At 63.2% G+C, this 23,578-nt stretch carries 23 protein-coding genes; 12 read left to right on the forward strand and 11 right to left on the reverse strand.

The window, feature by feature from the left end; translation table 11 throughout:
* The first annotated feature begins 15 nt into the window (after positions 1-15).
* The 6 genes from HK107_RS02270 (at position 16) to HK107_RS02295 (ending at position 5,234) form a co-directional block, all read left to right on the forward strand.
* On the forward strand, positions 16-1,224 hold the full coding sequence (locus HK107_RS02270) for an MFS transporter (RefSeq protein WP_173196395.1): 1,209 nt from the start codon (positions 16-18) through the stop codon (positions 1,222-1,224).
* Between the two features lie 64 nt (positions 1,225-1,288).
* Complete coding sequence (locus tag HK107_RS02275) at positions 1,289-2,533, forward strand: putative DNA modification/repair radical SAM protein (protein WP_173196397.1); 1,245 nt, start codon at positions 1,289-1,291, stop codon at positions 2,531-2,533.
* A 125-nt stretch (positions 2,534-2,658) separates the two neighbouring features.
* The gene (locus tag HK107_RS02280; protein WP_173196399.1) at positions 2,659-3,069 is read left to right on the forward strand and encodes a hypothetical protein; all 411 of its coding nucleotides are present in this window, start codon (positions 2,659-2,661) and stop codon (positions 3,067-3,069) included.
* Positions 3,066-4,514 (forward strand): UdgX family uracil-DNA binding protein, encoded by a 1,449-nt coding sequence (locus tag HK107_RS15940; protein ID WP_198912273.1) that lies wholly within the window; start codon positions 3,066-3,068, stop codon positions 4,512-4,514. Before HK107_RS02280 ends, HK107_RS15940 begins: the two co-directional genes overlap by 4 nt.
* On the forward strand, positions 4,511-4,807 hold the full coding sequence (locus HK107_RS02290; RefSeq protein WP_173196401.1) for an RNA-binding S4 domain-containing protein: 297 nt from the start codon (positions 4,511-4,513) through the stop codon (positions 4,805-4,807). The genes HK107_RS15940 and HK107_RS02290 overlap by 4 nt, the downstream gene beginning before the upstream one ends.
* Positions 4,800-5,234: a tellurite resistance TerB family protein gene (locus HK107_RS02295; protein ID WP_173196403.1), complete on the forward strand. Its 435-nt coding sequence runs from the start codon at positions 4,800-4,802 to the stop codon at positions 5,232-5,234. The genes HK107_RS02290 and HK107_RS02295 overlap by 8 nt, the downstream gene beginning before the upstream one ends.
* A gap of 74 nt (positions 5,235-5,308) precedes the next feature.
* On the opposite strand, the gene HK107_RS02300 is transcribed toward HK107_RS02295, so the two are convergent.
* From HK107_RS02300 to gyrA, 4 genes are all read right to left on the reverse strand, one after another.
* The gene (locus tag HK107_RS02300) at positions 5,309-5,752 is read right to left on the reverse strand and encodes a peptidylprolyl isomerase (protein ID WP_173196405.1); all 444 of its coding nucleotides are present in this window, start codon (positions 5,750-5,752) and stop codon (positions 5,309-5,311) included.
* Positions 5,752-6,639, reverse strand: a complete 888-nt coding sequence (locus HK107_RS02305) for a peptidylprolyl isomerase (protein WP_173196407.1) — start codon at positions 6,637-6,639, stop codon at positions 5,752-5,754. The genes HK107_RS02300 and HK107_RS02305 overlap by 1 nt, the downstream gene beginning before the upstream one ends.
* Before the next feature lie 57 nt (positions 6,640-6,696).
* A complete protein-coding gene (gene coaD, locus HK107_RS02310; RefSeq protein ID WP_173196409.1) occupies positions 6,697-7,200 on the reverse strand; it encodes a pantetheine-phosphate adenylyltransferase in 504 nt (167 codons plus the stop codon).
* Between the two features lie 826 nt (positions 7,201-8,026).
* Positions 8,027-10,756 (reverse strand): DNA gyrase subunit A, encoded by a 2,730-nt coding sequence (gene gyrA, locus HK107_RS02315; protein WP_173196411.1) that lies wholly within the window; start codon positions 10,754-10,756, stop codon positions 8,027-8,029.
* 91 nt (positions 10,757-10,847) lie between these two features.
* On the opposite strand from gyrA, the gene HK107_RS02320 reads away from it, so the two are divergent.
* Positions 10,848-11,411, forward strand: a complete 564-nt coding sequence (locus HK107_RS02320; RefSeq protein WP_173196413.1) for a superoxide dismutase family protein — start codon at positions 10,848-10,850, stop codon at positions 11,409-11,411.
* On the opposite strand, the gene HK107_RS16055 is transcribed toward HK107_RS02320, so the two are convergent.
* Together HK107_RS16055 and HK107_RS02330 are read right to left on the reverse strand one after the other, a co-directional pair.
* Positions 11,408-11,635 carry a DUF1272 domain-containing protein gene (locus HK107_RS16055; RefSeq protein WP_173196415.1) on the reverse strand — a complete coding sequence of 76 codons (228 nt, stop codon included), beginning with the start codon at positions 11,633-11,635 and terminating at the stop codon, positions 11,408-11,410. The two genes, HK107_RS02320 and HK107_RS16055, sit on opposite strands and share 4 nt — an antisense overlap.
* A 3-nt stretch (positions 11,636-11,638) precedes the next feature.
* A complete protein-coding gene (locus HK107_RS02330) occupies positions 11,639-12,913 on the reverse strand; it encodes an MFS transporter (RefSeq protein WP_173196417.1) in 1,275 nt (424 codons plus the stop codon).
* Positions 12,914-13,005: 92 nt separating this feature from the next.
* On the opposite strand from HK107_RS02330, the gene HK107_RS02335 reads away from it, so the two are divergent.
* Positions 13,006-13,581, forward strand: coding sequence for a hypothetical protein (locus tag HK107_RS02335; RefSeq protein ID WP_173196419.1), 576 nt, complete (start codon positions 13,006-13,008; stop codon positions 13,579-13,581).
* Here HK107_RS02335 and HK107_RS02340 read toward each other — a convergent pair whose 3' ends face one another.
* Both HK107_RS02340 and aroA read right to left on the reverse strand, forming a co-directional pair.
* A complete protein-coding gene (locus HK107_RS02340; RefSeq protein ID WP_173196422.1) occupies positions 13,582-15,360 on the reverse strand; it encodes a monovalent cation:proton antiporter-2 (CPA2) family protein in 1,779 nt (592 codons plus the stop codon).
* A 76-nt stretch (positions 15,361-15,436) separates the two neighbouring features.
* Complete coding sequence (aroA, locus tag HK107_RS02345; protein WP_173196424.1) at positions 15,437-16,726, reverse strand: 3-phosphoshikimate 1-carboxyvinyltransferase; 1,290 nt, start codon at positions 16,724-16,726, stop codon at positions 15,437-15,439.
* 103 nt (positions 16,727-16,829) lie between these two features.
* On the opposite strand from aroA, the gene HK107_RS02350 reads away from it, so the two are divergent.
* The 3 genes from HK107_RS02350 (at position 16,830) to HK107_RS02360 (ending at position 19,545) form a co-directional block, all read left to right on the forward strand.
* Positions 16,830-17,315, forward strand: coding sequence for a TIGR02300 family protein (locus HK107_RS02350; RefSeq protein WP_173196426.1), 486 nt, complete (start codon positions 16,830-16,832; stop codon positions 17,313-17,315).
* A 112-nt stretch (positions 17,316-17,427) separates the two neighbouring features.
* A complete protein-coding gene (locus HK107_RS02355; RefSeq protein WP_173196428.1) occupies positions 17,428-18,639 on the forward strand; it encodes an NADP-dependent isocitrate dehydrogenase in 1,212 nt (403 codons plus the stop codon).
* A 249-nt stretch (positions 18,640-18,888) separates the two neighbouring features.
* The gene (locus tag HK107_RS02360; protein WP_173196430.1) at positions 18,889-19,545 is read left to right on the forward strand and encodes a hypothetical protein; all 657 of its coding nucleotides are present in this window, start codon (positions 18,889-18,891) and stop codon (positions 19,543-19,545) included.
* 71 nt (positions 19,546-19,616) lie between these two features.
* Here HK107_RS02360 and HK107_RS02365 read toward each other — a convergent pair whose 3' ends face one another.
* Entirely contained in the window at positions 19,617-20,279 is a 663-nt protein-coding gene (locus HK107_RS02365; RefSeq protein WP_173196433.1) for a hypothetical protein, read from the reverse strand.
* Between the two features lie 71 nt (positions 20,280-20,350).
* The gene (locus HK107_RS02370; RefSeq protein WP_173196435.1) at positions 20,351-20,506 is read right to left on the reverse strand and encodes a hypothetical protein; all 156 of its coding nucleotides are present in this window, start codon (positions 20,504-20,506) and stop codon (positions 20,351-20,353) included.
* 48 nt (positions 20,507-20,554) lie between these two features.
* On the opposite strand from HK107_RS02370, the gene recG reads away from it, so the two are divergent.
* On the forward strand, positions 20,555-22,651 hold the full coding sequence (gene recG / locus HK107_RS02375) for an ATP-dependent DNA helicase RecG (protein ID WP_173196436.1): 2,097 nt from the start codon (positions 20,555-20,557) through the stop codon (positions 22,649-22,651).
* Between the two features lie 4 nt (positions 22,652-22,655).
* Here the strand turns inward: recG and HK107_RS02380 are convergent, their stop codons facing one another.
* Positions 22,656-23,483 carry a DUF502 domain-containing protein gene (locus tag HK107_RS02380; protein ID WP_173196438.1) on the reverse strand — a complete coding sequence of 276 codons (828 nt, stop codon included), beginning with the start codon at positions 23,481-23,483 and terminating at the stop codon, positions 22,656-22,658.
* Positions 23,484-23,578: the final 95 nt, after the last annotated feature.

Genomic DNA, 23,578 nt, shown 5'->3' on the forward strand with positions numbered 1-23,578 from the left:
GCCACAGCCCGCCCCATGGGCTTCTACCGCAACAATGCACGCTGGCTCTTCGGCGGCTTCCTCCTCACCCTGTTCTCAGGGTTCGGGCAGACGATCTTCATCGGCGCCAGCGGAGGAGAACTGCGCGAGGCGTTCGGGCTCAGCAATGGTCAGTGGGGGAACCTCTACGGCCTCGCGACCCTCGCCAGCGCAGCCACCCTCCCCTTCGTCGGCAGGGTCATGGACTACTGCCCCGGCTGGCAGGTCGCCGCCGTCACCATCCCGCTGCTCGCGCTGGCCTGCGTGTCGATGGCGTTCAGCCAGACCATCCTCATGCTCGGCATATCGCTCTTCATGCTCCGCCTCCTGGGTCAGGGCATGATGAGCCATATCGCACTCACCGAAACCGCCCGCTGGTTCGCCGCCACGAGGGGTAAGGCCGTCAGCCTCGTTGTCCTTGGCTTTCAGGCGCAGGAGGCGATCCTCCCCCTCACCTTCACCCTCCTCGTCGCCACCTACGGGTACCAGGTCGGCTGGCTCTCGGGCGCAGCGGCCCTCCTCCTCATCGGCCTCCCGGCCATCGTCTTCCTCTACAGGAAAACCCGGGAGCCCAAGGGCGAGGCCGAGCTCAACATCACCGAAGGCAAGAGCTGGACCCGCGGCGAAGTCCTCCGAGACCCTCTTTTCTACGCGATGGCCACCGGCGTCCTCGCCCCGCCTTTCATCGGCACGACGCTCTTCTTCCACAGGGACCATCTGGCAGAACTGCGCGGCATCTCCGACGCAACGATGGGTTCAGGCATCCCCGTCATGGCAGGGCTCACGGTCATCTTTGCACTGATCACCGGCAGGCTCGTCGACCGCTACTCCGCCAGCCGCATCCTGCCCGCCACGATGATCCCCCTCGCCCTGGGCAGCCTCGCCGTCAGCGTCTTCGACGGCTCGACAGGCGTCGTCATCTTCTTCGGCCTCTTCGGCGTCAGCTACGGCCTCTCATCGACCCTCTTCGGCTCCCTCTGGCCAGAGGTCTATGGCACCAAATATCTGGGCTCGATCCGCTCCGTGACCCAGTCCGCCATGGTCTTCGCCACGGCGCTAGGCCCCTGGATCACCGGCGCGCTCATCGACAGGGGCACATCCCTGCCGACCCAATTCGGCTGGATGGCCCTCTACTGCGCAGCCGTCTTCGTGGTCCTCCTTTTCGCCTCCCGCAGGCTCGTCGCCCGGGCCAAAGCCGAAGCCTGAGACATCTCGCCCGATCGCATGGGTTCCGTCTTGCCTTCTGGGGCGAATGGAACATACTGCGAACATGGCTATTTCCGAGAAGACCATCGCCAAGCTGCGCATCCTCGCTGACGCTGCGAAGTACGATGCCTCCTGCGCGTCCTCCGGCTCGACCAAGCGCGACAGCCGCGGCGGCAAAGGCGTCGGCTCGGTGGAGGGCATGGGCATCTGCCACGCCTACGCACCCGATGGCCGGTGCATCAGCCTGCTGAAGGTTCTCCTCACAAACAGCTGCATCTTCGACTGCGCCTACTGCATCAGCCGCGCGAGCTCCAACGTCGAGCGCGCCCGCTTCACCCCGGCCGAAGTCGCCGACCTCACGGTGGAGTTCTACAAGCGGAACTACATCGAAGGCCTGTTCCTCAGTTCAGGGATCATCCGCTCCCCCGACTACACGATGGAGCAGATCGTCGAGGTCGCGAGGCTCCTCCGCGAGGTCCACGACTTCCGCGGCTACGTCCACCTCAAGACCATCCCAGAAGCCTCCCCCGAGCTGATCGAAGCTGCAGGCCGCCACGCCGACCGCGTCTCGATCAATGTCGAACTGCCGACCAAGGGCAGCCTCAAAAAGCTCGCGCCCGAGAAAGACCGCGACGGCATCGAAGGCGCGATGGCCAAGATGCGCGCCAACATTGACGCCTTCAAAGCCGACAAGACGCGCCGCGCGAAAAAGCCCCGCTTCGCTCCGGGCGGCCAGTCCACCCAGATGATCGTCGGCGCCGATGGCGAGAACGATGCCGAAATCCTGACCACCGCCACCGACCTTTACGGCAAGCACCGCCTTCGGCGCGTCTATTACTCCGCCTACTCACCAATCCCGGATGCCAAGCCGGGTATGCCGGTCAATCGCCCGCCCCTGATCCGCGAACACCGGCTCTATCAGGCCGATTGGCTGACAAGGTTCTACGGTTTCAAGCGCGACGAGATCATCAGCGTCATGGACGGCGGTATGCTCGACCTCGCCGCCGACCCCAAGCTGATGTGGGCCCTTAAGAACCAGGGCTTCTTCCCCATCGACGTGAACAGCGCGACGAAGGAGCAACTCCTCCGCATACCCGGCATCGGCACAAAAGGCGTCCAGAAGATCCTCGCCGCCCGCCGCTACGGAAGGCTCCGCTACGACGACCTCTCCCGCGTCGCAGCCTCGGTCAAGAAGATCCGGCCCTTCGTCACCACCCCCGACTGGCGCCCCACCAGCCTCCTTGACTCAGGAGCGTTGGAAGCAAGAATGCGTCAGCCTGCGGAGCAGCAGGATCTTTTCGCAGCCTGAGGCCCTACCCCAACCTCTCCCTCGGGAGAGGTCCAAATCTACAGATTTGGGGAGAGGGGTATGGGGCTCTACAGTCGCACCTCTTCCCCCTAGACTCCCATCCCGACGTTCGCTATCCGTTCCGCATGACCCTCGATCGGAAAACCTGGGCCCGCAATATGGAGGCCCTCGACCGCGACATCGAGAAACAGCGGGAGCGAGAGCGCAAGGCGCGCGAGCGTTCGGCCCGCAATGCCCAACGCAAGATCGACCGTCTGCGTAAGGAGCTCTCTGACGCAGGCGAGCTCAACGATTTCGAAGAACAGTTCGCCGAATCCGTCGGTGAGCGGATCGACAAATACGGCTCGGCCTTCGCCAATCCGTCGCTCGGCCGCCCCGGCGATGCCCTCTCCTCGGCACAAAAGCGCGTCGTCTCCGCCATGAAAAAGAAGGCCAAGGACGCGAAGAAAGCCGCCAAGGCTGCGCAGGCTGAAGAACCCGAACCGGAGGCCGAGGCTCCGCCAAGGGCACCCTTCAAGCCCCGCATCGTCGAGTGATCGCCGCAGCGTCCCCATCGGTCGTCGCAACCCTCGAACGTGAAGACGACCTTGAGGGCTGGAAGGCAAAAGCCCGCGCGCTCATCGCACAGCGCGTCCCGCCCGAGGCTGTCGTCTGGCGAACCCAAGGCGAAGGCGACCTCTTCGGTGGCAGCACGGACCAATTCCCCCCGCCAGCTGCAGAAATCAAGCTCCCCCGCAAGGCGGTGCAGCTCGCAGGCACCGCCATCTACCATGCGAGCCGCGAGCGCTTTGACCTCCTCTACCGCTTCTTATGGCGCAGCCAGTCTGAACCCGGCCTCGCCGAGAAGATGAGCGACCCGGACACCGCTGCCGTCCATCGCCTCGCGAAAGCTATCCGCCGTGACGCCCATAAAATGCACGCCTTCGTCCGCTTCCGGAAGGTTGGCGAGATCGGAGGCCGCGAGCAGTTCGGCGCTTGGTTCGAGCCTGACCACCATATCGTCGAACGCGAAGCGCCCTTCTTTGTACGCCGTTTCTCCAACATGGACTGGGTCATCGTGACGCCGCGAAAGACGGCGATCTATCAGAATGGGAAACTGTTCTTCCGAGACGGTGGACGTCGCGAGGACGTTCCCGGCGATGACAGCTTCGAGGATGCGTGGAAGGCCTATTATGCCAGCATCTTCAACCCGGCGAGGATCATGACCGATGCGATGCGCGCGGAGATGCCCAAGAAATACTGGAAGAATATGCCCGAGGCGAGCCTCATCCCAGAGCTCCTCGAAAGCGCCCCGCGCCGGGTCGCCGAGATGAACACCCGCGCCATGACTGATCCCAAGCAGGCCATCAGTGCCAAGATGATCCGCGAAAGCGCTCAGTACGGATCACTGGAAGAGCTGAACGCGACCCTCCTAGCCTTCGCGGAAGAACACGACTTAGGAAACGGCGTCCGCCTTGTCGCTGGCGAAGGCTCAGCCGACGCCGACCTCTTCTTCATTGGCGAACAGCCAGGCGATCAGGAGGATCTCGCAGGCCGCCCCTTCGTCGGTCCCGCAGGCCAGCTCTTCGGCCAGTACTTGCAATCTGCGGACATCGACCGATCCTCCGCCTACGTCACGAATGCCGTCAAGCGCTTCAACTTTCAGGAGCGCGGCAAGCGCCGCATCCACCAGACGCCCAAGGCTGGCGAAATCGACCTCTGGGCGCCATTCCTGATGCAGGAGCACCAGCTCGTGAAGCCGAAGGTCTCCGTGACCCTCGGCGCCACCGCCCTGCGCGGCTTCTTCGGACGGCCGGTCAAGCTCTCGGAGGTGCGCGGCGAAACCATTCCGCTCCCTGACGACGTCGGCGGCGTCTGCGTTCCGACCTTCCACCCCTCCTACCTCCTCCGCATTCAGGACGAAGGCCAGCGGCAGGTGGAGGGAAGAAAGTTCAAAGCCGACCTTGAAAAGGCCCGCGCCCTCGCTTTGGATGGGGCGTGAGCGAAGAATTCTGCCGTCTCGACAAATGGCTCTGGGCCGTGCGCATCTTCAAGACGCGCAGCCTCGCGGCTGAGATCATCGCCAAGAAGAGCCCCCGCATCACCCGCGATGGCCAGACCCTGCGCACCGGCAAGCCCGGCTTCAAACTCAGGCTCGGTGACCAAGTGACCGTCATGCGCGCGCGCCAGCTTTTCGTTCTCGAGGTCCTCGCGCTCCCTGAGAAACGCCTCTCTGCGTCAGAAGCCCAAGCGTGCTACAACGACCTGACCCCCAAGGAGGACGCCGATGCTTGATCGCCTTTTCAAGAACTTCCGCAAAGAGGAAGCCCCCACCAAGGACGAAAACGCCCTCCCTCGCGCCGTCGCCGCCCTCCTCGTGGAAGCCGCCCGTGCAGATGAAGAGTATACGGACGATGAGCGCGATCTCATCGTCAAGCTCCTCCGAGGCGAGTTCGACCTCACAGAAGAAGAGGCCGTGGAGCTCCGCCGCGAAGCCGAAGAAGCCCAGGCTGCGGCCAACGACCTCTACGGCTTCTCCCGCGTCGTAAAAGAAGAGCTGGACCGCGAAGGCAAGATGCAGCTCATCGAAGCCATGTGGCGCGTCGTCCTGACCGACGCCGAACGCGACCCCCACGAAGAAATGGTGATCCGCCGCCTCGTCGGCCTCATCCACCTCGAAGACCGCGACTCCACCGAGGCACGGCGCCGGGCGGAGAAATAGTCTACCCGACCTTCGAACGACGGGCATAATAAAGCTCCCCGTAGGGAGCTTTTTCTCAGAGCCTGAAGGCCGCGTTAGTCCGCTTTGCGGAACTCAACGATCTTCGTCGGGTTCGCAGGCGGCTCGCCTTTCGCGATGGCGTGGACGTTTTCCATGCCTTCGACAACCTTCCCCCAGACCGTGTACTGCTTGTCGAGGAAGCTCGCGTCATCGAGGCAGATGAAGAACTGGCTCGAAGCCGAGTTCGGATCCTGCGCGCGCGCCATGGAGCAGACGCCTTCCTGGTGGGACACATCATTGAACTCTGCCGGAAGGTGCTCACCCGAGCCGCCCATGCCGTTACCGTCGGGGCAGCCGCCCTGGGCCATGAAGCCGTCAATGACCCGGTGGAAGGTCAGGCCATCATAGAAGCCGTCTTCGGCAAGCTTGGTGATCTGCGCAACGTGCTTCGGGGCTTTGTCCTCGAAGGTTTCGATCGTCACGTCGCCCGTCTCGAGCTTCAGTTTCAGCATTCCCATCAGACATTCTCTCCATCAATTCGAACCGGGACATTGACCGCGCACGCGTCGACGAAGAAGCCGTCATCGGTGATCGAATCGGTCGCCCGGAGCCACGCCTTGAAGGTTTCGCTATCGCTCCTCAAGACCTCGACCCGCTGTTTCTCGTCCGCTGGCAGGTCCGCCATCACGCGGGCCCGCAGCATCGGCGTCGGCCGCTCAGGCGGCTCGCCCCGGTTGATCCGGCGCACATTCCGCTCGCCAGAGACTACCCGGCCCCAGGCCGTATAGGACTTGTCGAGGGTCCGGCGGTTGTCCGCGAACATGATGAAGAACTGGCTGTTCGCCGAATCGGGCCCGGCCCGCGCCATCGAAACGACGCCCGGACAGTGAAGCGGCCATGCAGCGACATCTTCGGTGATGACGAAGTCGGTCAGCGCTGGGGTCTGGCTGCCCATCGGAAGGCTGCCGAGAAAGCCGATCTGCGAAGCGCGGTCATCGCGGCCGAGCGGCACGAAGTTCGGAAGCTGCTTACGCTCCGAAGCAAACCGGCCCTTGAGGTCAGGATATTCCGAACCGCCAGCGCCGGTGCCCGTCGGGTCCCCGCCTTGGGCCATGAATCCGTCGATCACCCGGTGGAAGATCGTGTTGTCGTAGAAGCCCTCCCGCGCGAGGCGCTTGACCCTCTCCACGTGGAGCGGCGCGTATTCGGGCTGCATCTCGATCAGGACCGGGCCCGAAGGCAGGTCCATGACGAGGATGTTTTCAGGATCGACCGTCCGCCATTCGCTGGCGTCGGCGGTACTCAGGATACGCTCCGAAACTGTCGGCTCAGAAGTCTGGGCCACGGCGGAGGCGCTGAAGGCGATGCCCGTCGATACGAGAAGGGCAGAAAGAAGACGTCTCATGCCTCTCCGGTAGCCGATCACGGTTCCGCCCGCTAGCGGGAACCCTCTTAAACCTTGTCAGGCTTTGAGCTTCTCTTTCATTGGGGCCACGACGGCCTCGGGGACGAAGTGCTCGAAGTCGCCTTTGAGCTGTGCGATCTGCTTTACGAGGCGGCTGGCGATCGACTGGTACTTGGCGTCCGCCATCAGGAAGACGGTTTCGATATCGTCATTCATGGTCGAGTTCATGCCGACCATCTGGAACTCGTACTCAAAGTCCGACACCGCGCGCAGGCCGCGAATGATCAGATTGCAGTTCAGGCTCTCGGCATAGTGTATCAGCAGCCCTTCGAACGGCTCGACCCGGACCGTGGCCCGTGCGCCCTCGTCCATGTCGGCAATCGACGCGCGGACGAGGTCCTGGCGCTCTTCAAGACTGAACAGCGGATCCTTGCCGGAGTGCCGGGCGACGCCGATGACGAGCTCATCACAGAGCTTCACCGCCCGCTTGATAATGTCGACGTGGCCGAGCGTAATCGGGTCAAACGTGCCGGGATAAAGGCCGATTAGCGGTTTGGTCATGGGATGGCTGCCCCGACTGACTGATACAGCCCTCTTCACTTGCACAGAGTTCCTCCGGGGTGAAGGTTCCGGCTGCAGCGGGGTTCGCGGGGCGCTTTGCGCGCGCTCCCTTTCTTGGATGGATCCCGGATCAAGTCCGGGATGACGATCATGGAGAGATCACTTCCCACCACCGTCATCCTGAACTCGATTCAGGATCCATCTTGAGAAGAAGCGCGCAGCACCTTCAACCGCCCTTGGGCGGTTCTTCGGAAGAACGGGAGTCCGGGCGCGGCGTCGGCCGTGCTGGAGCAAAAAAGGATGCGCGACGAACGCCGCGCCCGGCGGTGCTTTGTGCGAGAGGCCATGTCCGCGGGGCTTTGAGGCCGGCGGCTAAGCACTTCAAACTCTCGGATGATCCGTAGGGGGAGTGACCCCGAACCCATCATCGGCACCGCCCCTGAAGCCATGAACGGAACGACCGGTCAGGTCCGTGGTCCTTCAGGAGACGGGGTGAGGATAGAGCAGTGGGGATTTGCGGGGATAAGATTGGTGGGCGAGGAGTGATTGCTGACCGCCTTGGAGAGTGTCATTCCGGGTCGCTCGGAGAGCGGGCCCGGAACCCATACGCCGGACCTATGGGTTCCGGGCTCAACCCCGGAGCAAGTCCAGGGCTGCCCCGGAATGACAGAGCATTTCGTTCACCGTCTTCCCGAAAAGCCGCAGGCTTATCCGGGACCCATGGACCATCCGTATCAAGATGGCTCGGCGGTCAGTCCATGGATCCCGGATATTCGCGATGCGAATTCCGGGAGAGCGTTTCGGGGAATGGCTAGAGAGAAAAGGCTTACGCCTCTTCTTCCCCTTCACCTTCTTCCTCACCGGCCTCGCCGACCCCTTCGACCGAGACGACTTTCTCGTCCTTCTTGGTCTTCAGGATCGTGACGCCTTGGGTGTTCCGGCCTGCGATGCGGATGTCGTCGACCGGGGTGCGGATCAGCTGGCCGCCATCGGTGACGAGCATGATTTCCTCGCCGTCAGACGCCGGGAAGCTGGCCACGACGCGGCCGTTCCGTTCGGAGGTGACGATGGCGATGATGCCCTTACCGCCGCGGCCAGACGTTCTGTACTCGAACGAAGAGGTCCGCTTGCCGTAGCCGTTCTCGGTCACGGTCAGGAGGAACTCCTCCGCTGCGGCCATGGCAGCGATCTGCTCCGAGCTGAGCGCCACGTCTGCGGTCGCTTCGTCCTCGGTGCCCTCGGTCTCGCCGTCACCAGCAGCACGGCGCATGGCGGCGGCGTGCTTGAGGTAGGCGGCTTTCTCGTCAGGCGTTGCGTCGAAGCTTCTCACCACGGACATGCCGATGACCTCGTCACCGTCCGCCAGCCTAATACCTCTGACGCCAGTAGACGTCCGTCCACTGAAGACCCGGACGGCATCCATCGGGAAGCGGATGGCCATGCCCTCGGCAGTGGTCAGGAGCACGTCCTGATCCTCCCGCGCGAGGCGGACGCCGACGAGCTGGTCGCCTTCGTCGAGCTTCATGGCGATCTTGCCGGCGCGGTTGATGCGCTCAAAGTCCGCCAGCTTGTTGCGTCGGACATTGCCCGACTTGGTGGCGAAGAGAATGTCGAAACTCTCCTGATCCTCCGGCATCGGAAGAATGACGTTGACGCGCTCCCCCTGCTCCAGCGGAAGGAGGTTCACGAACGCCTTGCCCCGCGAGGTCGGCCCACCCTCCGGCAAGCGCCAGAGTTTGAGGCGGTAGACCATGCCGCGGTCAGTGAAGAACAGAAGCGGCGTATGCGTATTACCGACAAAGAGCTGGGAGACGAAATCCTCGTCCTTCATCGACATGCCCGAGCGGCCCTTCCCGCCCCGGCGCTGGGCCCGGTAGGTGGAGAGCGGCGTGCGCTTGACATAGCCCGAATGGCTGACGGTCACGACCATGTCTTCGCGGTCGATGAGGTCCTCGTCCTCCATCTCGATGGCGTCGATGAACTCCGAACGGCGCGGCGTTGCGAACTTCTCGCGGACTTCGGACAGCTCCTCCTTGGCAATCGTCTGCACACGGGAGCGGTTGGAGAGGATATCGAGATAGTCCTCGATCTCGGCGGCGAGCTTTTGCAGCTCGTCACCGATCTCGTTACTGCCAAGGGCCGTCAGGCGCTGGAGCCTCAGGTCGAGGATCGCCCGGGCTTGTGTCTCCGAAAGCCTGAGCGTGCCTTCGTCCGACAGCTTGTGCCGCGGGTCAGCCACGAGGCGGATCAGCGGCGCCATGTCGGCGGCGGGCCAGTCGCGGGCCATCAGGGCCTCGCGCGCTTCGGCAGGGGTTTGCGAGGCGCGAATGAGGCGGACCACCTCGTCGATATTGGCGACGGCGATGGCGAGGCCGGTCAGGACGTGGGCACGGTCACGGGCCTTGCCGAGATCGTGCTTCGTCCGCCTGGTGATGACTTCTTCGCGGAAGCGGATGAAGCTCATCAGCACACTGCGCAGGTTCATCTGCTCAGGGCGGCCGCCGTTGAGCGCCAGCATATTGACCCCGAAGGAGGTCTGGAGCGGGCTCTGCTTGTAGAGATTGTTGAGGACGACCTCGGCATTCGCGTCGCGCTTCAGCTCGATCACCACGCGGATGCCGTGGCGGTCGCTTTCGTCGCGCAGGTCGGCAATGCCTTCGATCTTCTTCTCACGGACGAGAAGCGCGATCTTCTCGACCATCGCGGCCTTGTTCACCTGGAAGGGAACCTCGGTGACGATGATCGCGTAGCGGTCCTTGCGGATCTCTTCGATGGCCGTCTTGCCGCGCATCACGACCGAGCCCCTGCCCGTCAGAAGGCCAGAGCGGGCGCCGGACTGGCCGAGGATCTGACCACCGGTGGGGAAGTCAGGACCGGGCACGATCTCGAGAAGGCGGCTATCGTCCGCCTCCGGATTGTCGATAAGCTCGACGGTGGCGTCGATGATCTCGCCAAGGTTATGGGGCGGGATGTTGGTCGCCATGCCGACGGCGATGCCGCCCGCGCCGTTGACGAGGAGGTTCGGGAACCGCGCGGGAAGGCAGACAGGCTCCTGCCGCTCGCCATCATAGGTGTCCTGGAAGTCGACCGTGTCTTTTTCAATGTCCGCGAGGAGCGACATGGCCGGATGGTCCATCCGGCATTCCGTGTACCGCATGGCGGCGGGCGGGTCATTGTCGATGGAACCGAAGTTCCCCTGCCCGTCGATCAGCGGCAGGCGCATCGAAAAGTCCTGCGCCATCCGCACGAGCGCATCGTAGACCGCGCTATCGCCGTGGGGGTGGTACTTACCGATCACGTCGCCAACGACGTTGGCCGACTTCTTGTGCTTCTTGTCCGGGGTGAAGCCGTTCTGGTGCATCGACCAGAGGATCCGCCGGTGGACGGGTTTGAGGCCATCGCGCGCATCAGGGATCGCCCGGGAGACGATCACCGACATGGCGTAGTCGAGGTAGCTCTTCTCCATCTCACCGGAGATCGAGACGGTGCTCACTCCGGGGGGCAGATCGGCAGGTTTTTCGTTGTCGGGGGCGCCGTCGTCGTTTTGGTCGGTCACGAGATCGCGCTAGTTTGTTGAGAATGAATCATGGTCCCGAAGCGTTAGCAATTTTCGAGACCCACCGCCACTGAACCGTTGGAGAATCCTCATGCTCAAAGCCCTTGCCCCGATTGCCCTTCTCCCCCTGCTTGCGGCCTGTGGAGGCGAGGTCGGCGTAGCCTCTTCGGCCAATGCGGTGCCTGTCGACGTGCCGGACGACGCCGATCCGACCGGCGCCATGGAGGTGATGATCACCGGCACCGATGGAACCTCGATCGGCAAAGCGTCGGTCAGGCCCGGTCCTCACGGCATGGTGATCCGGCTCAAGGCGTCGGGCATTCCCGAAGGCTGGCATGGCGCGCACCTGCACCAGGTCGGCGACTGCACGGATTTCGACAAGGGCTTCAAAGCGTCGGGCAGCCACATCAATATCTCAGGGACTGAGCACGGCCTCCTGAACCCCGCGGGCTATCACACGGGCGCTGACTTCCCGAATCTCTATGCGACGGAGGAGAAGGGTCTGGTCGGAGAGCTTTTCGCCGGTGGGCTGCTCCTTGAGCAGGCCAATGACGATGACGGTTTCGCGCTGATCATCCACGAGAACGAGGACGACCATATCACCCAGCCCATTGGCGGCGCGGGTGCGCGGCTCGCCTGCGCGGCTTTCCGCTAAGACTTCGCGAGAACTCGCTTCGTTGAGGCGGGGTATTTCTCTAGCGCTGCGCCGACGCGGGTCGGGCGCGGCGCGAAGCCTCCACCGCAGTTGGGGCAGACGCCTTTCAGCTCTTCCGTACACGGCGCGCAGAACGTGCACTCGAAGGAGCAGATCCGCGCGTCGCCGCTACCAGGAGGCAGGTCACGGTCGCAGCGTTCGCAGTTCGGGCGCATTTGCAGCATGGGTCAGACCCTCTCCCCTGCGACCGCATCCTCGGGCTGAGGGATATCGGGCCTGTCTTCCTCAGGGTCACGGCGCGGGTCGAGTTCGAACATACCCGGCTGGGTCCTGAGGACCGGAACGTAATCCTCACGGGTCTCCGGTGCTGCACGCTGGCGGAGCCTCAACAAGCCGAAGACGACGAGCGCAATGTGGATGATCGCGATCCAGTAATAGAGGAAGTTCGAGCCGAAGAGGCCCATGAGCTGGCTCGCCACGATCGGGCCGATAGTTGCTGCTGAGCCATAGAGAAGAAGCAGCCCGCCATTGACCGCCACGCTGGTTCCCGGCTCAGCATGGTCGTTGGCGTGGGCGATGGTGAGCCCGAAGCTCGGCACCGACACCGCTCCGAACATAAGCCCTGCGAGGATGAGGGTTGTCTGGCTGACCGCCGCAATGGTCGGGACAAGGAAGGCGAGGACCACGGCCAGGCTCGCAAGCCCAATGATGACGTAGCGCCTGTCGGTCTTGTCCGAGACCCAGCCCAGCGGCCACTGAGCCAGCGCGCCGCCGAAGATCAGGGCACCGACGAAAAGACCTGTCGTCTCTGCCGGATAGCCGAGGCCTGACACGAATATTGGCCCCATCGCCCAATAGGAGCTGGCGGACAGGCCAATGAGCGCGGCCCCTGCCGCAGCCAGGGGCGAGACGGTCCAGAGCCGCTTGAGATCGAGCTTGGCGCTCTTGGGCACCTTGGGAGCCTCGATCCGCGTGAGGGCCACCGGGACCAGCGCGAAGGAAATGAGGATCGTCAGCACACCGAAGGGCACGAAGCTTTCGGGATTGAAGACCGGGAGGAGCGCCTGGAAGAACGTCGCCGAGGTGAAGTCCACGATCCGGTAGACCGACAGGACCTGCCCCCTGTTCTCATTGGTGGCGCGGTCGTTGATCCAACTCTCGATGATCATCTGGAGCCCTGCGAAACAGAAGCCCGTGGCGATGCGGGTGATGATCCAGAACCAGCTCTCGACGAACAGCGCATGGCTGATTGCGGCGGCGCTCGCGACGGAGGCGAGCGCTGTGAAGACGCGAATGTGGCCGACCTGCCTGATGAACCTCGGCACGAAGCGGCAGCCGAGGATGAAGCCGCCGAAATAAGCGGTCATCAGAAGCGCGATTTCAGCTCCCGCAAAGCCCTCGATCGTGCCGCGCACGCCGAGCAGCGTCGAATGCATGCCGTTCGATCCGAACAAGAGCGCGGCAGCGAGAAGGAGCGATCCAAGGGAGGCGACGACTTTCATGCCCACGCCGCTAATTGGAACCATCGAGCCGCGCAAGACGCTTGCTCTTCACGGGTTTGAGGGGTCCAAATACCTGCAGGGAGAGAGGGATCATGGAGCTGATTGACGACGGGAAGCGGCTGGTCTTCCAGGCTTCGGAAACAGGAGCAGAAACCGCAGGCTATGCTGCGCTGATTGCCATGATCGTCGGAGGGGCAATGGTCCTCCTCCTCGCGGGCCTCGTCGTTTTGATGGTGATGCCGGAAAAGGGTGAGCCCTTTCCCTTCATGAAAGCAGCGGTCGCCGTGGCCGTGATCGTGGTGCCGATGGCGGTCCTTGTGCGCTTTGCGATGCCGCAGCTCTTTGTCGTGAAGAATGCGGTGGCCTCTGGGACGGTGACGAAAGCCGTCTTCGACCCTCGCGAAGAATCGGTGCGCCTACGTGTGCGCCGGGCAACGCGGTGGGCGGAGGAAGATGTCGCGAACGATGCGATCTCCGAGGTGACGCTCGACATGGTCTACATCCGTAACCGGCACTTTGCGATGATCGGCTTGCGCGGCTCTGGGAGAGAGCCAGCGCTCCTGACCTTCCCGTCGGAGGAAGAAGCTGAGGTCGCTTTCGCGCGGCTGAAGGAGCTCTACCGGGAGAGCGAAGGCATGGCCTTTACCGACCGTCGGCGCGGGGACTGATCAGGCGCGCTGCTTTTCCTTGGTGCCCTCTTCCTGCATCGGCGGGAGGGGCTGGTTCAGCACTTCCTTCTGGGCGTGGAGGCCGTCGGCCTTCTGGGCGAGGAGGCGCGAGCGGTCGCGCTCACGGAACGCCGCCTCGACATCTGCGATGACCGCGTCGTTGCGGCCGAGGAAGGAGAGCGTCCTCGTCGCCATCCTGACGGCGCTCTCGAAGGTCTCGCGCACGATGGCGTCGATGTCTTCATCGAGGAGCTCGATCTCATGGAGGCGGTCGGCGGCGCGGACGATGATCTTCACCTTGGGGCAGCGCTCGCGCAGGGCCGCGACGGCCTCTTGCACATGCTCCCGGTCGTCGAGGGCGAAGACCACGGCGTCGGCATTTATCGCCCCTGCCGAGAGGAGAAGGTGGAGGTCGGTGCCGTTGCCGTAGAAGACCTTGGCCCCGAACGCGCGGGCAGTCTCGATGCGGACGGGGTCATTGTCGATGGCGGTGACGGAGATGTTCGAGCCGCGAAGCATCTGGCTGACGATCTGGCCAACACGGCCATAGCCGACGACAAGGACCTGGCCTTCTGCGCCGTCTGGTCCCTCGGGCATCTCGACGGAGCGCGCCGAGCCCTGACGGCTGAGGACCATCATGATGACAGGCGTTGCGACCATGGTGAGGGTGACGATTGCGGAGCTGACCGTGGCGAACTCCACGTCGAAGATGCCCCTGCCGACGCCGAGGCTGAAGACCACGAAGCCGAACTCGCCGCCCTGGCTCAGGACACCGCCGACGCGCATGGCGTTGGGGTGGGTGGCGCCAAAGAGCCTCGCGAGACCGTAGAGGACAGCGCCCTTGAAGACGATCAGCCCGACCGCGCCGAGGATCACGATCCACCAGTTCTGCAGCATCACGCCGAGGTCGAGCTGCATCCCCACGCCGATGAAGAAGAGGCCGAGAAGCAGTTCGCGGAACGGCTCGATGTCGGCCTCGATCTGGTGACGGAAGGAGCTCTCCGCGAGGAGGACCCCCGCGATGAACGCACCGAGGGCCATCGACAGGCCCGCCTCGTTCAGGAGAAGCGCGGTGGCTGCCACGACGAAGAGCGCCGCAGCCGTGAATGCTTCCCTCGAGCCTGAGACGGCGACGAGCTTGAAGAACCGGTTGAGGACAAACCGGCCGAGAACGATCAGCAGGATGATCGCGCCCGCTGCCCGCGCCACGGCCAGAAGGTCGAGGGGCATCGCCTCTTCGCCTGCAGACAACTGCGCGACGAAGGGGATCGCTGCGAGGAGTGGGATGACCGCGATGTCCTGGAACAGGAGCACCGAGAAAGCCTTGGTGCCGTAGGGCGTATTGAGCTCGCCCCTCTCCTCCATGAGGCTCAAGGCGAACGCCGTCGATGAACAGGCGAGCGCGAAGCCTGCGATCAGCGAGGGGCCTTTGCCCATGGGCGAGAAATAGAAGATGCCGAAACCGATCACCGCGCCTGTGATGATCATCTGGAGAAGGCCGAGGCCGAAGATCGTTTTCCTCAGTGCCCAGAGCCTCGGTACACTGAGTTCCAATCCTATGACAAAGAGGAAGAGGACGACCCCAAGTTCGGCAATCTGGAAGACCCCCTCCTCCGCCGTGAGGACGCCGAGGGCCGAGGGACCGAAAAGGACGCCTGCTGCGAGGAAGCCGAGAATGGTGCCGAGCTTGAGTTTCTTGAAGACCGGGACGGCGACAGCCACCGCGCCTAGATAGACAGCGGCGTCAAACAGAAACTCCGATCCACCAGACGCTGCCATGTGCTCTCCCTTTGTCTGTCCCCGCGCTTAACCGTGATTGCCGCAGGTGCAAACTGCGGAAGCAGGCTTGTGATCGTCAGGCCGGACCGACGTTCGCACCCAAGCCTGCCAGCTTTCCGTGAAAGTCCGGGAAACTTGTGCCGATGGATTCGGCATCTTCCGCGATCATGGGCGCTTCGCTGGCGAGACCTAGGACGAGGGTCGCCATGCCGATGCGGTGGTCATGGTCCGTGGCGACTGTGCCGCCCCCGGGTATCGACTTCGCGCCGTCGATCTCCAGCCAGTCCTCTCCCGTGCGGCAGGTGACACCTGCTGCGGTGAGGATGCGGGCGGTGGCGGCGAGGCGGTCGCTCTCTTTGACCTTCAGCTCTTCGAGACCTTCTATCCGCGTGGTGCCCTCGGCGCAGGCCGCGGCGACGCTGAGGATCGGGATTTCGTCGATCATGTCGGGGACGTCTTCTGCGGGAACGTGGACAGCCTTGAGCTTCGAGCCCCTGACGAGAAGGTCGGCGACCTCCTCACCCCCGATGGTCCGGCGGTTCTCTTCGGTGATGTCGGCGCCCATCCGGCGGAGTGTCTTGAAGAGCCCGGTGCGGCGTGCGTTGAGCATCACTTCCGGCAGGCGCACTTCCGAGCCTTCGCGGATGAGGGCGGCAACGGTCGGGAAGGCTGCGGAGGATGGGTCGGCCGGGATGTTGAGGGTCTGGCCGACGAGGCGGGGCTTAGGCCGAAGCGTCACGGCGAGGCCGTCCACGGAGACTTCAGCGCCGAAGGCCGTCAGCATCCGTTCGGTGTGATCCCGGGTGGCGGTCTTCTCGGTGACGGTCACGGGACCCGTCGCGCCGAGGCCTGCGAGGAGCACCGCCGACTTCACCTGCGCGGACGCCATCGGCGGGGCATAGGAAAAACCGCTGATCCTGGAAGGGTGGAGCGTCACGGGCAGCTTGCCGTCATGGTCGTCCGCCTTGAGGCCCATCTCACGCAAGGGGTTCAGGACCCGGCCCATCGGCCTTCGCGAGAGGCTGGGGTCACCAACGATCGTGCAGCTGACCCCCTGCCCCGCAGCGAGACCCATCATCAGGCGCGAGCCGGTGCCCGCATTGCCGAAGTCCAGCGCGCGGTCAGGCGTCCGCCAGGGCGCGCCGTGCACGGTCCACTGACCGCCCTTGCGCTCGATCTCGATGCCGAAGGCCCTGAGCGCTGAAGCGGTGGAGAGGACATCGCCCGCCTCAAGCAGCGAATCGATCCGGGTCACGCCGGTGGCGACAGCGCCGAACATCAGCGCCCGGTGGCTCATACTCTTGTCGCTGGGGACCCTGAGCGTGCCTTTGAGAGAGCCGGACTTGCTCGCTGTCAGCCGTGTCATGGTGGACCTCTCAGTTTACCTGCGGCAGGTGCTTTGACAGCGCGGTCAGGCTCTGCCAACTGGCGGCGTTCAGAATTCCCAACCGACGAAAATTGGACCTTACGTGGCGAACGAAGACCTTGGTGTGAAACGCGACTGCCCGAACTGCGGCGCGCGCTTCTACGATCTCAAGAAAGACCCCGCGCACTGCCCCAAGTGCGACCATGAATTCACCCCTGACGTCCTCCTGAAATCGCGCAAACGCCTGCGCGAGGAAGAAGAGGCCGCGGCGAAACCCTCCGACAAAGTGGATGATGACGCCGACGAGCTCGATGAGGATCAGGTCAAGGAAGTCTCCCTCGACGACGATAACGAGAACGAGACGAGCCTTGCGGATGCCGAAGACGAAGCGGCTCCGGCCAAGTCGAAGAAGGCCAAGTCCCTCGACGATGATGATGACGATGACGACGATGAAGACGACGAGCTCGCCGACATCGACGACATCGACCTGCCGGACGAGGAGGACGATGACACGCTCCTCGACGACGAGGACGATGACAGCGACATTGCAGTCATTGCCACCGGTAAGGACGACGACGACGACCGCTAAGCTTCAGGGGCCTCGGCCCCTGACCCCCGCGCCCCTTGGCGCGACTGGAACTGAATAGCCCGGCCTCTATTTCCCCGCCGGGCCTGAACGACAGGATTTGAGGAGAAGAGGCATGGCCAAGATCAAGGTCAAGAACCCGGTCGTCGAGCTCGACGGCGATGAGATGACGCGGATCATCTGGCAGCTCATCAAAGACAAGCTGATCCACCCCTATCTCGACATCGACCTGCACTATTACGACCTCGGCATGGAGGAGCGTGACCGCACCGACGACCAGATCACGGTCGACGCAGCGAACGCGATCAAAGAGCATGGCGTCGGCGTCAAATGTGCGACGATCACTCCTGACGAAGCACGGGTCGAAGAGTTCGGCCTCAAGAAGATGTGGCGCTCGCCCAACGGCACCATCCGCAACATCCTTGGCGGCGTTGTCTTCCGTGAGCCGATCATCATCCGCAACGTGCCGCGCCTCGTGCCCGGCTGGACCCAGCCGATCATCATCGGCCGCCACGCCTTTGGCGACCAGTACCGCGCCACCGACTTCCTCTTCCCCGGCAAGGGCAAGATCTCGATGAAGTGGGAAGGCGAAACCGGCGAAATCCAGGAGTACGAGATCTTTGACGCGCCGGGCTCCGGCGTCGCGATGGGCATGTACAACCTCGACGAGTCAATCCGCGACTTCGCCCGGGCCTGCTTCAACTACGGCCTGCAGCGCAACTACCCGGTGTACCTGTCGACCAAGAACACCATCATGAAAAAGTATGATGGCCGCTTCAAAGACATCTTCGCCGAGATCTACGAGACCGAGTTCAAGGACGCCTTCGAGAAGATGGGCCAGCACTACGAGCACCGCCTGATCGACGACATGGTCGCGGCCTGCATGAAATGGTCGGGCGGCTATGTCTGGGCCTGTAAGAACTATGACGGCGACGTCCAGTCGGACACCGTTGCCCAAGGCTTCGGCTCGCTGGGCCTGATGACCTCGGTCCTTCTGACCCCGGACGGGAAGACCGCCGAGGCAGAAGCTGCCCACGGCACCGTCACCCGCCACTACCGCGCCCACCAGCGCGGCGAGGAGACCTCGACCAACTCGATCGCCTCGATGTTCGCATGGACCCGCGGCCTTAAGCACCGCGCCAAGCTCGACGAAACGCCGGACCTCGCCAAGTTCGCCGAGACCCTGGAATCGACCATCATCAAGACCGTCGAAAGCGGCTCGATGACCAAGGACCTCGCGCTCCTCATCGGCGCCGAGCAGGGCTGGCTCACCACGACCCAGTTCCTCGACAAGGTCGACGAGAACTTCCAGAAGGCAATGGGCTAAGACCTCCGCCTACGGACATATCAATTGTGAGGGAGCCCGGCCTTTGTGCCGGGCTTTTTCTTGAGCGCTTGGTCGGTAGAAGGACTAATTCGCTCTTTTGACGTGCAGTTGGAGTGTTCGAGACACAAGCTCCTGTTTTTGAGGAATATCCCCACCGACCGTTTGAGGGAACGCTTCTGAAGCACAGTTCACAGCCTTGCGATCTCCCGAAAAGGCGCCGACCCTCTTCCCGTTCAAGGGGAGAACTTTATGGCTCATACAATCAAACTAGCGGCGCTCGCCTGCGCTGGAACGCTTTTGGGCGTGTCGCAAGCGGCGGTGCTGGACTTCCAGACACTCAGCGACGGCGTCACGACACCGCCTAATGTCACGGGCGCGGGCGTCCCGAACCCCGGCGATGCGACGTCGGAGATCGGTAGCGAGTACGCAGGGATCGGGATCGTCTTCTCGAGCAACGGCGAAGACAGCGGTGACCTCGGGCCCACCTTCGGCAACTTTTCCGGGTTCCTTGCCCCGGGCAACATCGCGGCACAAGACTTCAAGCGCAGCGCTTCGACATTCAATATACGGATGGATTTCGCCTTCGGCACCAGCTTCCTCTCGGGGGACATCATCGGGCCAGACGGCGATATGATGACCGGTACCGCCTACGATGCTGGCGGGAACATTCTCGACACCTTCACGACGGGCCCGATCAGCGGCGCCGGTGGCTCCGAAGCTTTCCTGCTTTCCTCGGCAGGGCCGCTGATCGCATACGTGATCGTTCAGTCTGCTGACTCGCCAATCGTCAGTGGGGTCGCCGTGGACAATCTCGACTTCGACGCAGTGCCCATTCCCGGCGCGGCGATCCTCTTCGGCTCAGCCTTCGCGGCCTACAGCGCAGCGCGGAAGCGCAAGAAGGCCTGACGCTCGCCGAAACCCAATGAAAAAGCCCGGCCTCGATGGCCGGGCTTTTTGTTTCTGGAATGCGTCTCGCGTCAGCGGGCGAGCTTCTTCCTGAGGAACGCACCGCCTCCGAGTACGGAGAGCATGAGCGGAAGCGCGCCAGGCACCGGGATCGGTGCATCAACGTCGACGTCGACAACGTTCGTATAGAACGCGAGGTCATAGCCATCGTCCTGGCCCGGGACCATCGTGCCGCTAACCGACATCACGGCCGTCTGGAACGTGTAGAGGACGAAGGCGCCGAGCGCCTGATTGTTGATCGTATAAGCGGTACCGTTGAGCGGTGCGGTACCCGCAACGTCGTCGGCGATCTTGCCCAGATCGATGGCAGTTGTCCTGCCAGTATTGTCATTCTGGGCGAGGAACAGAATGCTCGTGATCGGAGCATCGAACGTAATATCGAAGCCGCCGACATGAACGTGCTCCACATCGAAGGCACCGAACGGCACCGCGTTCAGGATCCGGGTCGAGCTTGTGTCCGTCAACGGATTGAATGCCGAGGCGAGCGACCAGCCAACCGTACCGCTCTCAGACGTAGAGGTACCGGTGTAGCTTGCGATCTGATCAGGGCTCGTGATCGGCGTTTCGGTCTGAACGTCGAAGCCCAGCGCGCCGAGATTGACTTCGCTAATGGAAGCTGCGTGTGCGGACCCTGCAAAGGCAAGCGCAGCACAGGCAAGAAGTGTTGTCTTCATGATGATCCCCCTCAAGGATTGACGTGGAAAGCGCACCGTGCGCCATCACGCTTCGCGCCCATCTTCAATTGTCAAAACGAAAAATCAATTCTTAACTGTTGAGTTCTATTGATTATTTCTGATTTCTGAAACAAACAACACGTTTCTCCCCTTAATTCATTTTCTTTGACCGATTTTTCTTCCTTTCTACGCTTACCGGTCACAGGCGGCTTGATGGCATTGCTCATCATCCTGCTCCCTTGCAGCGGGCGCGCAGACCGGGGCAGAAGGCGAGCGTGCGCCCTTCTGTTCTGAACCCCCTCTTCTCGGACATCACGACCCTGCCCGGTGTCGGGCCGAAGATGGCTGCGCTGATCGCCAAGGTCGCGGGGCCGCGGCTTGTGGATCTTGCCTTCACGATGCCGACAGGGGTGATCGACAGAAGCTACCGTCCGCAGCTGGCGGAGACGACAGACGGGGTGCATGCGACCCTGACCCTCACGGTGGAGGCCCATGAGCCACCGCCATCGGACCGTCCGCGTTCGCCCTACCGCATCCTTTGCTCCGATGGATCAGGCTACATCAGGCTGGTGTTCTTCCGTGCACGGCGCGATTGGCTGGAGAAGCAGCTGCCCGAGGGTGAGACCCGCCTCGTCTCAGGCAAGATCGAGGAATATGGCAGCCAGCGGCAAATGGTGCATCCCGACGCGATCATCGATCCTGAGAAGGAAGGCGACATGCCGCCCGCGGAGGCCGTCTATCCGCTGACCGCTGGTCTTCAGCAAAAGGTCATGCAGCGCGCGGTGCAGGGTGCCGTGGCGCAGGTGCCCGATATGCCCGAATGGCAGCGTAGGGATATTCTGCAGAAGGAGGATTTCGCGCCTTTCACCGACGCGCTTCGCGATGTGCACAGCCCCCTCTCCCGCCTCGACCTGCAGGAGAGCTCCCTACCCCGGCGCCGCCTTGCCTATGACGAGCTGCTCGCGAGCCAGCTCGCGCTTGCGCTGACCCGGCATCGCCAGCGGGCCAAGGGTGGCCGGGCGTTTCGCGGTGACGGTAGCCTCGCGCGCGCCGCAGAGTCTGCCCTGCCCTTCGCCCTGACCGGTGACCAGCAGAAGGCACTGGCGGAGATCCGCGAGGACCTTACCGCGCCGCGCAAGATGGTGCGGTTGGTCCAGGGCGATGTCGGCTCAGGGAAGACAGTGGTCGGCCTTCTCGCGGCGCTGAGCGTCATTGAGGCAGGGGCTCAAGCGGTGCTGATGGCGCCGACGGAGATCCTCGCGCGGCAGCATTTCGAGACGATGGAGCCGCTATTAGAGGCTGCGGGCGTCTCCTCCGTGCTGCTCACCGGGCGGGACAAGGGGCAGGAGCGGCAGGCGAAGCTCCGTGCCCTGAAGGAAGGGTTCGTGAAGCTGGCGGTGGGGACCCATGCTGTCTTCTCTGACGATGTGGAATTCGATGATCTCGGCCTCGCCATCATCGACGAGCAACACCGCTTCGGCGTGCAGCAGCGCCTGAAGCTGCAGGAGAAAGGCGCGGGTACGGACGTTCTCGTCATGACCGCAACGCCAATCCCGCGCACCCTCGCCCTCACCGCCTATGGCGACATGGATGTGAGCCAGATCCGCGAGAAGCCGCCGGGGAGGAAGCCCGTCGACACCCGCGCTGTGCCGATCGCGCGGCTCGCGGATGTCGTGGAGGGCGTCGCGCGCGCAATCTCCGCAGGGGGACAGGTTTACTGGGTCTGCCCGTTGGTCGAGGCCAACGAAGACTTCGGCGCGACGGCTGCCGAGGAGCGGTTCGAAGAGATCAGGGCCCGCTTCGGCGAGGCGGCGGAGCTCGTCCACGGCAAGATGAAAGCGGCGGAGAAGGATGCCGCTGTCTCCCGCTTTGCCCGGGGCGATGCCAAGATCCTCGTCGCGACGACAGTGATCGAGGTGGGCGTCAACGCGCCCGACGCTACGGTCATCGTGATCGAACACGCCGAGCGCTTCGGCCTTGCCCAGCTTCACCAGCTACGCGGCAGGGTCGGACGCGGCGACAAGCCGGGGAGCTGCATTCTTCTCTACGCGCAGGGCGATGGCGGGCTGTCCGAGACGACCAAGGCACGGCTCAACGTGCTTCGTCAGTCTCAGGACGGTTTCGAGATTGCCGAAGAGGATTTGCGCCTGCGCGGCGCTGGCGATGCGCTGGGGACGGCGCAGTCAGGCTTTCCGGAGTTCGCTCTTGCCAACCTTGCGGAGCACCAGAACCTGCTGGAAACCGCCGTGGCCGATGCGAAGCTCGTGGTGGACGAGGACCCTGAGCTCAGGTCAGAGCGCGGCGAGGCGCTCCGTGTGCTGCTCTATCTCTTCCAGCGGGATGACGCGATCAAGCGGCTGCGGTCGGGCTAGCGCCCTACTCCGCACCCACTTCGCGCTCGAGGGCTTCCTGGATTTCAGGGTCTTCCTCTGTCTTCTTGCGCTTCAGGAAGCTGAAGGCGCCGCCGGTGGTCGAATGATCGACCGGTTTGCCGTCCATGCCCTCTTCGATGAACTCAGGTGCGACGAGGCCAGCGGAGAAGATCATCTTCGCGCCGTCCTCCACGGTCATGCTCAGCACGCGAAGCTTTGAGCGCGGGACGAAGAGGAGAAAGCCGGATGTCGGGTTGGGCGTCGTTGGGACAAAGACGTTCGTCATGTCGTCGCCAATGTCTTTCAGCATGTGCGCAGTCTCGCCCTTCGTGCTCGTCACGACGAAGCAGAGGGTCCAGAGGCCGGGCCGCGGATACTCGATCATCGCGACTTCCTTGAAGGACTGCTCCGACTGCTGAAGAGCCATCTCGAAGACGTTCTTGAAGAAGCCGTAAAGGTTCCGGACCAGCGGGGTCGAATCGACGACGCTTTCGCCAAGCCTGATGAAGAAGCGCCCGATCACGTTCTTCGCGAACATGCCCAGCAGCGTCAGCAAGACGATCGTCACGAGGATACCAAAGCCCGGAACGTAGAGGTCGTTCCACTCGGCCGGCAGCCATGCGTCGGGGATATACTCTTGGACGGTGCCGTCGACTTGGGCCAGCGGACCGGTGATTGCCCAGTAGACGACCCCCGCAGTGATCAGGAGCGGCGCGGCGATGACGACGCCTGCGAAGAAGCTGTTCCGCAGCCCTGCAAGCGGACCCGGCTTGCCGATGGCCAGTCCCTGGTCGCCTGTTTTCTTGCGATCAACTCGTTCTTTTTTCGCCATCATCTTTCCCTAGGCGTGTCCTCATCTTACGAGAAACACGTTACGCCTGCATGTAGGGGCTTAGCGGTCTCGCCAACAGGCGCTAGCGTCATGTT

The sequence above is a fragment of the Parvularcula mediterranea genome (assembly GCF_013085255.1).
In the GTDB taxonomy this organism is placed as follows: Bacteria; Pseudomonadota; Alphaproteobacteria; order Caulobacterales; family Parvularculaceae; genus Parvularcula; species Parvularcula mediterranea.

What these genes read in the sequence shown, in the direction of transcription:
- aroA (WP_173196424.1), bottom strand. Translation starts at nt 16,726, where the DNA reads ATGACACGGCTGACAGCGAGCAAGTCCGGCTCTCTCAAAGGCACGCTC.
- HK107_RS02335 (WP_173196419.1), top strand. Translation starts at nt 13,006, where the DNA reads ATGGAGCTGATTGACGACGGGAAGCGGCTGGTCTTCCAGGCTTCGGAA.
- HK107_RS02340 (WP_173196422.1), bottom strand. Translation starts at nt 15,360, where the DNA reads ATGGCAGCGTCTGGTGGATCGGAGTTTCTGTTTGACGCCGCTGTCTAT.
- HK107_RS02295 (WP_173196403.1), top strand. Translation starts at nt 4,800, where the DNA reads ATGCTTGATCGCCTTTTCAAGAACTTCCGCAAAGAGGAAGCCCCCACC.
- HK107_RS02365 (WP_173196433.1), bottom strand. Translation starts at nt 20,279, where the DNA reads ATGAAGACAACACTTCTTGCCTGTGCTGCGCTTGCCTTTGCAGGGTCC.
- HK107_RS02360 (WP_173196430.1), top strand. Translation starts at nt 18,889, where the DNA reads ATGGCTCATACAATCAAACTAGCGGCGCTCGCCTGCGCTGGAACGCTT.
- HK107_RS02370 (WP_173196435.1), bottom strand. Translation starts at nt 20,506, where the DNA reads ATGAGCAATGCCATCAAGCCGCCTGTGACCGGTAAGCGTAGAAAGGAA.
- coaD (WP_173196409.1), bottom strand. Translation starts at nt 7,200, where the DNA reads ATGACCAAACCGCTAATCGGCCTTTATCCCGGCACGTTTGACCCGATT.
- HK107_RS02300 (WP_173196405.1), bottom strand. Translation starts at nt 5,752, where the DNA reads ATGGGAATGCTGAAACTGAAGCTCGAGACGGGCGACGTGACGATCGAA.
- HK107_RS02355 (WP_173196428.1), top strand. Translation starts at nt 17,428, where the DNA reads ATGGCCAAGATCAAGGTCAAGAACCCGGTCGTCGAGCTCGACGGCGAT.
- HK107_RS02380 (WP_173196438.1), bottom strand. Translation starts at nt 23,483, where the DNA reads ATGGCGAAAAAAGAACGAGTTGATCGCAAGAAAACAGGCGACCAGGGA.
- HK107_RS02330 (WP_173196417.1), bottom strand. Translation starts at nt 12,913, where the DNA reads ATGAAAGTCGTCGCCTCCCTTGGATCGCTCCTTCTCGCTGCCGCGCTC.
- HK107_RS02270 (WP_173196395.1), top strand. Translation starts at nt 16, where the DNA reads ATGGGCTTCTACCGCAACAATGCACGCTGGCTCTTCGGCGGCTTCCTC.
- HK107_RS02275 (WP_173196397.1), top strand. Translation starts at nt 1,289, where the DNA reads ATGGCTATTTCCGAGAAGACCATCGCCAAGCTGCGCATCCTCGCTGAC.
- HK107_RS02320 (WP_173196413.1), top strand. Translation starts at nt 10,848, where the DNA reads ATGCTCAAAGCCCTTGCCCCGATTGCCCTTCTCCCCCTGCTTGCGGCC.
- HK107_RS16055 (WP_173196415.1), bottom strand. Translation starts at nt 11,635, where the DNA reads ATGCTGCAAATGCGCCCGAACTGCGAACGCTGCGACCGTGACCTGCCT.
- HK107_RS02280 (WP_173196399.1), top strand. Translation starts at nt 2,659, where the DNA reads ATGACCCTCGATCGGAAAACCTGGGCCCGCAATATGGAGGCCCTCGAC.
- HK107_RS02305 (WP_173196407.1), bottom strand. Translation starts at nt 6,639, where the DNA reads ATGAGACGTCTTCTTTCTGCCCTTCTCGTATCGACGGGCATCGCCTTC.